Annotated in this window: 10 protein-coding genes; 9 read left to right on the top strand and 1 reads right to left on the bottom strand. The window is 72.0% G+C overall.

Translation table 11 applies throughout. The features are described from left to right. The first annotated feature begins 30 nt into the window (after positions 1-30). The 8 genes from ACSHV8_RS26200 to ACSHV8_RS26165 all read left to right on the top strand — a co-directional run bounded on the left by ACSHV8_RS26200 (position 31) and on the right by ACSHV8_RS26165 (position 7,898). Complete coding sequence (locus tag ACSHV8_RS26200; protein ID WP_436536909.1) at positions 31-834, top strand: DUF72 domain-containing protein; 804 nt, start codon at positions 31-33, stop codon at positions 832-834. Positions 835-941: 107 nt separating this feature from the next. Continuing rightward, positions 942-1,163 carry a DUF397 domain-containing protein gene (locus tag ACSHV8_RS26195; protein ID WP_436519612.1) on the top strand — a complete coding sequence of 74 codons (222 nt, stop codon included), beginning with the start codon at positions 942-944 and terminating at the stop codon, positions 1,161-1,163. A 51-nt stretch (positions 1,164-1,214) separates the two neighbouring features. Beyond that, positions 1,215-2,258 (top strand): hypothetical protein, encoded by a 1,044-nt coding sequence (locus ACSHV8_RS26190; RefSeq protein WP_436519610.1) that lies wholly within the window; start codon positions 1,215-1,217, stop codon positions 2,256-2,258. Next, positions 2,255-2,677, top strand: coding sequence for a DUF1810 domain-containing protein (locus ACSHV8_RS26185; RefSeq protein WP_436519608.1), 423 nt, complete (start codon positions 2,255-2,257; stop codon positions 2,675-2,677). The genes ACSHV8_RS26190 and ACSHV8_RS26185 overlap by 4 nt, the downstream gene beginning before the upstream one ends. Positions 2,678-2,703: 26 nt before the next feature. Next, positions 2,704-3,651, top strand: coding sequence for a hypothetical protein (locus tag ACSHV8_RS26180; RefSeq protein WP_436519606.1), 948 nt, complete (start codon positions 2,704-2,706; stop codon positions 3,649-3,651). 80 nt (positions 3,652-3,731) lie between these two features. Beyond that, entirely contained in the window at positions 3,732-4,475 is a 744-nt protein-coding gene (locus tag ACSHV8_RS26175; protein ID WP_436519604.1) for an ABC transporter ATP-binding protein, read from the top strand. Continuing rightward, the gene (locus ACSHV8_RS26170; RefSeq protein WP_436519602.1) at positions 4,472-6,910 is read left to right on the top strand and encodes an FtsX-like permease family protein; all 2,439 of its coding nucleotides are present in this window, start codon (positions 4,472-4,474) and stop codon (positions 6,908-6,910) included. Before ACSHV8_RS26175 ends, ACSHV8_RS26170 begins: the two co-directional genes overlap by 4 nt. A gap of 271 nt (positions 6,911-7,181) precedes the next feature. Next, positions 7,182-7,898: an HAD family hydrolase gene (locus tag ACSHV8_RS26165; protein WP_436519600.1), complete on the top strand. Its 717-nt coding sequence runs from the start codon at positions 7,182-7,184 to the stop codon at positions 7,896-7,898. Between the two features lie 192 nt (positions 7,899-8,090). Here ACSHV8_RS26165 and ACSHV8_RS26160 read toward each other — a convergent pair whose 3' ends face one another. Continuing rightward, complete coding sequence (locus ACSHV8_RS26160) at positions 8,091-8,606, bottom strand: hypothetical protein (RefSeq protein ID WP_436519598.1); 516 nt, start codon at positions 8,604-8,606, stop codon at positions 8,091-8,093. Between the two features lie 173 nt (positions 8,607-8,779). Between ACSHV8_RS26160 and ACSHV8_RS26155 the strand changes: the two genes are divergently transcribed. Continuing rightward, the gene (locus ACSHV8_RS26155; RefSeq protein WP_436519596.1) at positions 8,780-9,145 is read left to right on the top strand and encodes a DoxX family protein; all 366 of its coding nucleotides are present in this window, start codon (positions 8,780-8,782) and stop codon (positions 9,143-9,145) included. The last annotated feature ends 16 nt before the right edge of the window (positions 9,146-9,161 follow it).

Genomic DNA, 9,161 nt, shown 5'->3' with positions numbered 1-9,161 from the left:
GGTGTCGGGCCCCTGCACGTGGGCTGTGCGATGTGGTCCCTGAAGGCGTGGCAGGCTCGTTTCGCCCCCGGGGACAAACTGCGGGCGTACGCGGAATGGTGCAACGCGGTCGAGGGCAACACCACCTTCTACGCCATTCCGTCGCGGGCCACCGTGACCACCTGGGCCGAGCAGACCGGCTCGGATTTCCGGCTGATCCCGAAGGTTCCGAAACGCATCACGCACGATCTGCGCCTGACCGGCGCCGACGAGGAGTTGCGCGTCTTCCTCGACGCGATCGAGCCGCTCGGTCCGCGCGCCTCGGCGCTGTGGATCCAGCTTCCCGGGTCCTTCGGACCCGGCGATCTCGCGGTTCTCGCACGCTTCCTGCGGGTCCTTCCCACCGATTTCTCGTACGCGGTGGAAGTGCGCCATCCCGACTTCTTCACCGATCCGGGGCGGCTGGAGGAACTGCTGTCGCGGCACCACGCGGAGTGGATCCCGTTCGACACCACCGTGTTCTTCGACAGCCCGCCGACCAGTGACGCCGAGCGCGACGCGTGGATGAAGAAGCCGCGCATGCCACGACGTGACACCGCGCTGACCGACCGCCCGATCGTGCGCTACCTGGGCCGCGACGCCACCGACCGGACGGTCGCGGGCTGGCGGCCGTGGGTCGAGACGGTCGCCGGGTGGCTGCGGGAGGGCCGTTCACCGACGGTGTTCGTGCACACTCCGGACAACGCCGACGCGCCTGAGCTGGCCCGCCGCTTCCACGACGAGGTCCGCGCGAGGGTCCCCGGCCTGCCCGCGCTGCCGCAGCCCGTGCCGCCGGAGCCGACGACTCTTTTCTGAGCGCACGTTCGCCAGCACGTGCAGCAACGTGCCTTTCTCCCGGGAAGACAGATCTCGGACAGTTTCCCCACGTATCGGCCACTCAGAATGTGGCCCGGAGGTGCGAGATGGCAGAGAAGACGTACGCCGCCAGTTTCGACCGGAGGACGGCGGCCTGGCGCAGAAGCACCCGGAGCTACTCCGACAACTGTGTCGAGGTGGCCGACCTGCCCGACGGCGGCCGGGCGGTCCGCGACTCGAAGAACCCGGATGGCCCGATCCTGTTCTTCACCCCGTCCGAGTGGACGGCGTTCGTCGGCGGCGCCAAGGACGGTGAATTCGACAGCTGAACGGCATCCGTACGGTCTGGCGCCCGGGCCCCGGCAATGTGACGCTGAGGCATGGATGTTGGACCGGGTGTGGCCCTGCGGCCTCGGATGCACTTCACCCCGCGCGACGGCCGGGTCGGCGATCTGTTCGGGGTGCTCCGGGTGGACGGGCGCTATCACCTGTTCTACGAGCACGAGACCACCGACGAGCGGGCCACCCGCTGGGGCTGCGCGGTCTCCGACGACCTGGTCATCTGGCGGGAGCGCGCGGTCGCCCCGACGCCTGACGCGTCGGGCGACCCGCGCTGCGGATCGGTCGTGGACGGCCCCGGCGGGCCGGTGCTGTTCCATTCCCGTACGGGCGAAGGGGTCTGGCGGGCCGTCGCCGCGCCGGATTTTGACGGCTGGCACGCCGAACCGGCCCGGCCGGTCCTCGGAACGCCCCCGGACGGCTTCGGCGACCCGCGCGATCCGTTCGTCTGGGCGGCCGGCGACGGCTGGCGGATGCTCGTCGCGGCGACCCCGGCCGGCGGCGGGTCGGCCGTCCTGCAATACCACTCGGCCGACCTGCTGACCTGGGAGTACGACGGCGTGCTGACCGCGCGGGAGACCGTCGGGTGGCGCTGCCCGCGGCTGTTCGACCTGGACGGCGAGTGGGTGCTGTTCGTGGCCGGCGCCGACCCGGCGTACGCGATCGGGTCCTATGACGGACGCGGCTTCACCGCCCGGGCCTGGGGGGTCTTCGAATGGGGCAGTCTCGGCCCGGCCGCGCCCTTCCTCGACGCGGCCGGCCGGCGCTGCATCGTGGCCCGCGTCGGCGAGTCGTCGTGCAGCGTGCCCTGGATCCTGTCGCTGCGCGACGAGCGCCTGTTCGCCACCCCGCACCCGCACCTGGACCGCTACCTGGTCAACGGCGTGTCCGGGCTGACCGCGTCCGGCGGCGAGGTCCGCGACCACGGTGACGTGATCCTGCGGATGCCCTCCGGCGGGGAGACCATGGTCCTGGCCGACGCCGACATCATCGAGGTCACCGTCGAGGGGGTGAGCGGGCTCGGCGCGGCCCGGCGGATGTTCCCCGGCGACCCGGGCGCGCACATCGCTAGGCTCGCGGAATGAACGACCTGGAACGGTTCGTCCGCGCTCAGGACGGCGTGTACGACCGGGCCCGCGCCGAACTGGCCGCGGGCAGCAAGCGCTCGCACTGGATGTGGTTCGTGTTCCCGCAGGTCGCCGGGTTGGGGTCGAGCCCGACGGCGCAGGCCTACGCGATCCGGGACCTGGACGAGGCGCGCGCCTACCTGGCGCATCCGGTGCTCGGGCCGCGGATCGTGGAGTGCGCGGAAACGCTGCTCGGGGTCGAGGGCCGCACGGCGTCACAGATCTTCGGTTTTCCGGACGAACTCAAGCTGCGCTCGTCGATGACGCTGTTCGCCGTGGCGGCGGACGACCCCGGCGTGTTCGGGCGGGTGCTCGATCGTTACTACGAAGGGCCGGACGCCCGTACCCTCGAAATTGTCGGTGTTTCTCAAGTCTGAGGGGGACGCTGCCGACCAAGGGCGGCGTGAATCAGAACGAGCCCGGGAACGTCTTCGCCTTCGCGGAACGGACCGGCGGTCAACCGCTGCCGGCTCCCCGGACCCCGGACGAGCGGCCCCGCTGGGTCGGCCGCGTCGTCTGGGCGGCTGCCGGCACCGCCGTGGTCCTGCTCATCGGGGGTGGCGCGGTCTACGGCGCGGCCGCCTACACGCGGAGCAACGTGTGCGCCACCATCCAGTCGATCGGCGCGAGCGCGGCCGGCATGACCGGCTCCGACTCGGTCGCGATCCCGGACAGCGCGCTGGACTCGATCGGGCAGCGGCTTCAGGAGCAGGCCGGCCTGCTGATCCTGCACCAGGACCTGGAACAGGCCGTCAACCTGCTGGTGGCCGACACCAAACAGCTGCAGGCGGTCGACGACACCGGGGTCAACCCGGCCTATCTGCCGCAGGTGGTGACCCTGTTCAAAGCCGTCGACGGGCACTTCAAGCAGGCGCAGACGGCGTGCGGCATGCCGGATGTCGGGCTGCTGTCGACCAACATGGGAACCGCCCTGATGATCGCGGCGAAGAACGAACGGTCGGGCCGGCCGTTCGTGGCCCCGACACCGGCACCGCTGCCGGCACCCGCCTACACGGCCTCGCCGGACGAGCTGGCGGCCGCCCAGGACGACGTCAACCAGCACCGCGACGATCTCGCCGACCTGAACGCCGACGCCGGGGCCAGCAGCGCCGACCGGGCGGTCGCGTCGTATGAGCTGGCGGCCGCCCGGCAGCGGCTGGCCGACCTGAAGGCCGGGCAGCCGGGGGCCTTCCACCAGGCCCTGGAGCTGCGCGGGGCCAAGGCCTACCTGGCCGAGGCGAAGGAGAACCTGCAGCAGGTCAAGGCCGACACCTCGGCCGCGGACGTGGACCGGGCCAACGCGCGGGCCGACGTCAAGAAGTGGCAACAACGTGTGAAGGAATTGTCGTAATGCGGTAGTGCTGGCACTACCAAGAAGACTCACGTGAGCGGTAGTGAGACGTCGCGCCGATTCGGCCAGGCTCTTCAGACATGGGAGCTCTGCTGGATCTGCACGACGTCCACCGCCGGCACGGGCGCGGGGCCGGGGCGGTCACCGCCCTCGACTCGCTCACCCTCGGCTTCGCGGCGGGCACGTTCACCGCCGTGATGGGCCCGTCCGGCTCCGGCAAGAGCACACTGCTGCAGTGCGCCGCCGGGCTCGACAAACCGGACGCCGGCACGGTCACGCTGGACGGCGTCGAGCTGACCACCCTGTCCGAGACCGAGCTGACCCTGCTGCGGCGCGACCGGATCGGGTTCGTCTTCCAGTCCTTCAACCTGCTGCCCTCGCTGACCGCGGAACAGAACGTCGCCCTGCCGCTGCGCCTCGGCGGTCGCCGCCCGGGTCGTCGCCAGGTGCGCGACATGCTCGCCGCGGTCGGCCTGGCCGAGCGCGGCGGCCACCGCCCGGCGCAGCTCTCCGGCGGCCAGCAGCAGCGCGTCGCCATCGCCCGGGCACTGATCACCCGCCCGGCCGTGCTCTTCGCCGACGAGCCGACCGGCGCCCTCGACTCGTCGACCGGGCGTGACGTTCTCGACCTGATGCGCGACATGGTCGACCGGCACGGTCAGACCATCGTGATGGTCACCCACGACCCGGTCGCCGCCTCCCGGGCCGACCGCGTCGTCTTCCTGGTCGACGGGCGGGTCGCCGACGATCGCCCGGGCCTGTCCGCGGCCGCCGTCGCCGACCTGATGACCAGCCTGGAGGCCGGGCCGGTGGTGCGCTCATGATCGGCCTGGCCGTGCAGACCCTGCGGGCGCGCCGGGCCGGGTTCACCGGCGTGTTCGTGGCCCTCGCGCTCGGCGCCGCCCTGCTCACCGTGACCGCGCTCGGTATCGCCGCGACCATCACCCGGGACCGTCCGCCGATCTGGTATTCGGGGGCCGCGGTCGTCGCCGTGCCCTCGGACACGGTCACCGTGCGGATCGGGTCGGGCGACGGTTCCTACGACGCCACGAACACGGTCGGGCAGCGCCCGGCGATCCCGGCCGAGGCCGTCACCCGGCTGACCGCGCTGCCGGGCGCGGTCGTGGACCGGCGCGTCCCGGCGATCGTCGAGGGCGCCCCGGCCGACGTGCACCCGTGGGGGAGCGCGACGCTGCACCCGGCCACCCTGGTCACCGGTCGTGCGCCTGCGGCGCAGGGCGAGGCGGTGGTCACGGTCGCTTCCGGGCGTCAGGTCGGCGACCTTTTGGGCGTACGGACTTCTCAGGGCGATCTGTCGTGGCGCGTCACCGGGGTGGTGACCGGGCCGCCCGCCGTCTACGTGAGTGACGAAGCGGCGGCCACGCTCGCCGGTGGACGGGTCGACGCGGTGGCCTTCCCGGACGCCGCGGCGGCGGCCGGCGTACGGGAAATCGGTCTCGAAGCCCTGACCGGGGACCGCCGGGGCCTGGCCGAGCCGGATCCCGGCCGCGACGCCATCACCGACACGATCGCGCTGCTCGGGACGTTCAGCGGGATCGCCGTGTTCGTGGCGATCTTCGTGGTCGCCGGGACGTTCGCGTTCGCGGTCAGCCAGCGGCGGCGGGAGATGGCGCTGCTGCGGGCCGCCGGGGCGACCCCACGCCAGGTGCGGCGGCTGATCATGGGCGAGGCGCTGCTGGCCGCCCTGCTCGCGTCGGCGGCCGGGTGCGCGCTGGGGGTGCTGATCGCGCCGGCGTGCGGGCGGTGGATGGCCGGGCACGGGCTCGCACCGGACGACTTCACGATCGGCTTCAACCCGTGGGCCGTGCTGTCCGCGGCCGGTGCGGGCCCGCTGGTCGCCGTGATCGGCACGTGGGCGGCGGCCCGCCGGGCCGGGAAGGTGCGTCCGATCGAGGCGCTGCGCGAGGCCTCCGTGGATCGACGGGTGATGACCGTCCCGCGGTGGATCTTCGGGCTGTTCTTCACCGGCGCCGCGACCGCGATGGTCGCGATCGGCGGGACGGGCGCGGTCTCCGGGGAGGACGCGCTGGCCCTGACGTTCTTCGGGGCGTATCTGTCGCTGATCGCCGTGGTGCTCTTCGCTCCGCTGCTGGCGCCGCTGCTGATCCGGATACTGACCCGGCTCCTGCCCGGAGTGACGGTGGAGATCGCCCGGAGCAACGCGCTGGCCGCCGTGCGCCGGACCGCGTCGACCGCCGCGCCGGTGCTGATCACCGTCGGACTGGCCGCCACCATCCTGTCGTCCAACTCGACCGCGCAGCACGCCGCCCAGATCGCGTCCCGGGATCGGGTGACCGGGTCCGCGATGGTCACCTCGACCGATCCGGTGGGGGTGCCGGCGTCGGCGGTGGAGGCGCTCGGGCGGGTGCCCGGGGTGACCGCGGCGGTGCCGGTGCGATCCGGGTCGGCGTTCATGCTGGACGGCGACACCGTCGAGCTGATCACCGCGGAATATGTGGGGGCGGGCGTCGAGCAGGTCTGGAAGTTGCCTACTGAGGTCCGTGACCTGCGGGAACCGGGCACGGTGGTGGTCGGCGACGATCTGGCACGGTCCCGGAAGTGGCGGGTCGGTGATCGGATTCAGCTGTGGCAGGGGGATACGACGCCGTTCGAGGCTCGGGTGGTCGCCGTGCTGCCGCCCAGTCTCGACCTGGGCACTACCGTGCTGCTGCCGTTCTCGTCGGGCCTTCCGTCGGGCTTTTCGTCCGGGGCGGACGCCGTCTACCTGGCCGGCTCCGGGGACCCGGGGGCGTTGGCCGCGGCCGTCGGTGACGCGGGATCGGTCGCTACCCCCGACTCGTACTTCGCCGCCCTGGCCGCCGAGGCCAACCGCATGAACAACCTCGTGATGCTGGCGCTGCTCGGCATGACCCTGCTGTACACGGCCATCGCCATCGCGAACACGCTGGTCATGTCCACCGCCGACCGGGCCCGGGACATCGCCGTGCTGCGCCTGGGCGGAGCCACCCCGCGACAGGTGCTGGCCCTGATCGCCACCGAGACCGGCACGGTTGTCGCGGTGGCCGTGCTGCTCGCCGCGACGGTGACCACCGTGATGCTCCTGGGGTTGCGGTCGCGCCTGACCGACCTGGTCCCCAGCGTCGAGATCACCGCGCCGTGGCCGCTGATCGCCGGGATCACCGCGATCTGTGTCCTGGTCGCCTTCGCCGCGAGTCTCTTCCCGGCCGCGCTTCTCCTGCGGACGCCGCCCGCCGCCCTGGCCGCCCTCCGTGAGTGACGGCCTCCTGCGCCGGCGTTGCGCCGTCCTCCGGCCTCAACCGCTCGGCCGGGTCGCGCCGCCCTGGGGTTTCAACCGCTCGGCCGGGTCGCGCCGCCCACCGGCTTCGGCCTCCTCGACCGGTCTCGCGCCGCACTCCGCGCGTGGCGTGGGCGGTCTTCCTTCGCCGGGCTGCGTGGCCTTGCGCGAATGCGGGCTTTTCGCTGGTCCCGCCCCGGAGTGTGGGGGCGGCCACGGCGGGGCACGGGTTTTGGCGGATAGGGTCGGCACCATGCCAGACGCCGCCGAACGCCCCTTTGACGCCGTGCTCTTCGACTGCGACGGGGTGCTCGTCGACTCGGAACGGATCACCAACGCCGTCCTGCGGGCGATGCTGCACGAACTCGGCTGGGCGGTCAGCGAAGCGGACTGCTTCCGGCTGTTCGTGGGACGCGCGCTCGCCGACGAGGTCGGGGTGATCACCGCCAACACCGGGTTCACCGTGACCGACGAGTGGATCGCCGAGTTCCGTGGCCGGCGCAACGAGGCCCTGATCCGCGACCTGCAACCCATTCCCGGCGCGGTGGCCGCGGCCCGGGAGATCGCCCGGCTCTTCGACGGCAACGTGGCGTGCGCGAGCGGCGCCGACCGCCCGAAGATCGAACTCCAGCTCCGCAAGGTCGGCCTGGACGAGACGTTCGCCGGCCGGATCTTCAGCGGCATGGAGATGCCCCGCAGCAAACCGGCCCCCGACGTCTACCTGGCCGCCGCGGCCGCCCTCGCCGTCGACCCGGCCTGCACCGCGGTCGTCGAGGACACCGCCACCGGCGTCCGCGCAGGCGTAGCGGCCGGCGCGGTCGTCTTCGGCTACTGCCCGCCGGACAGCCCGGCCCACCACGCCCCGCAGGTACTCCTGGACGCCGGCGCCGCCCACATCTTCACCGACATGGCCGACCTCCCCGCCCTGCTCACCCGTCGCCCCACCCAGCCGCTCACCCCAGCCCACTGACGAGCCCTGCCCCCGCTGTGTGTCTCAACGCGCCGGAGGCACCCCCCCCGACAGCCAGCCAGCCACGGTCGGCTGGTCGTCAGGTGTGTGTCGGCGTGCCAGGGCACGGCCGGGCGGCCAGGTCGCGGTCTCCGGGGAGGCGCCGGTCGGGGAGGGCCCGGGGTCGCGGCCGGAGTTGGTGGCGGCCGCGGCTCAGGCGTTGAGGTAGGCGTTGGACCAGACCGTGAAGCTGTCCCCGAACTCCGCCTGAGCCACCGCCATCACCTCATCCGGATCCTCCACCGGTTCAAGGTCGAATCGCTCGGCCAGCCAGCCCACGAACGTGTCGTGGGAGTCGCTGTGCCCTTGGTCCTCGGAGCGGTAGTAGTAGGCCTCATCCCAGTCCACCGTGATCTCCGTGTCGTAGGCCAGCAACCGGAACAGTTCCCGCAGGTTCCGCGCGACCACGTGCTGCCCGCCTTCGTCCCCGAAGACGACGACCGGGAGGGTGGCCAGGTCGGCCCGGCTGTCGACGTGCCACAGCGCGTAGAACGAACCACCCCCGGTGACCCGCGCGAACGGTGTCACCCGGGCCAGGAATTCGGGGTCTTTGGACCAGCCGGCTTCCAGCCCCGATCTGTCACCGAAGTCGTCCAGGCCGAAGCCGTCGGCGTACGCCTCGTAGCCCACCTCGTCCTGAAACGCCTTGAGCTGGTTGAGCTCAGGCACCGGCGAATATTCGGCCAAGGCTGCCTCCCACAGTTCTGTCCCGCGGGCCCGAGCCTATCCCGCCCGTGACAGCCGGTCACTTGCTGACAAATCGCCCCGGTCAGATTCGATGTCACAAACGGCCGCCGCCCGGTGTCTGGATGCCGAATCCGAGAGACAACCGGGAGCGGAACATGAGCATCGCATTCTGGATCACCGCCGGCCTGCTGGCCGTCGTCGCCCTGGTCGGCGGCATCACCAAGACCTTCGTCCCGAAGCAGAAACTGGCCGCGGCCCCCGGTGGCCAGTGGACCGCGAACGCATCCACCGGCTTCGTGAAAACCCTTGGCGTGCTGGAGATCCTGGCCGCTTTCGGCCTGATCCTGCCGGCCGTCACCGGCATCGCCCCGGTCCTGACGCCGATCACCGCCATCTGCTGGGTCCTGCTGATGATCGGCGCCCTGATCACCCACTACCGCAACGAGGGCGTCAGCCCGGTGATGCTGTTGAACGTCACCTATCTTTCCCTCGCGGTCTTCGTCGCGTTCGCAGCCGCCTGACCGGAAAGGTCCCGGA

Origin of the sequence: Actinoplanes sp. HUAS TT8, assembly GCF_051380535.1 — a bacterium.
In the GTDB taxonomy this organism is placed as follows: Bacteria; Actinomycetota; Actinomycetes; order Mycobacteriales; family Micromonosporaceae; genus Actinoplanes.
This window is presented reverse-complemented; position numbering and strand designations above follow the sequence as displayed.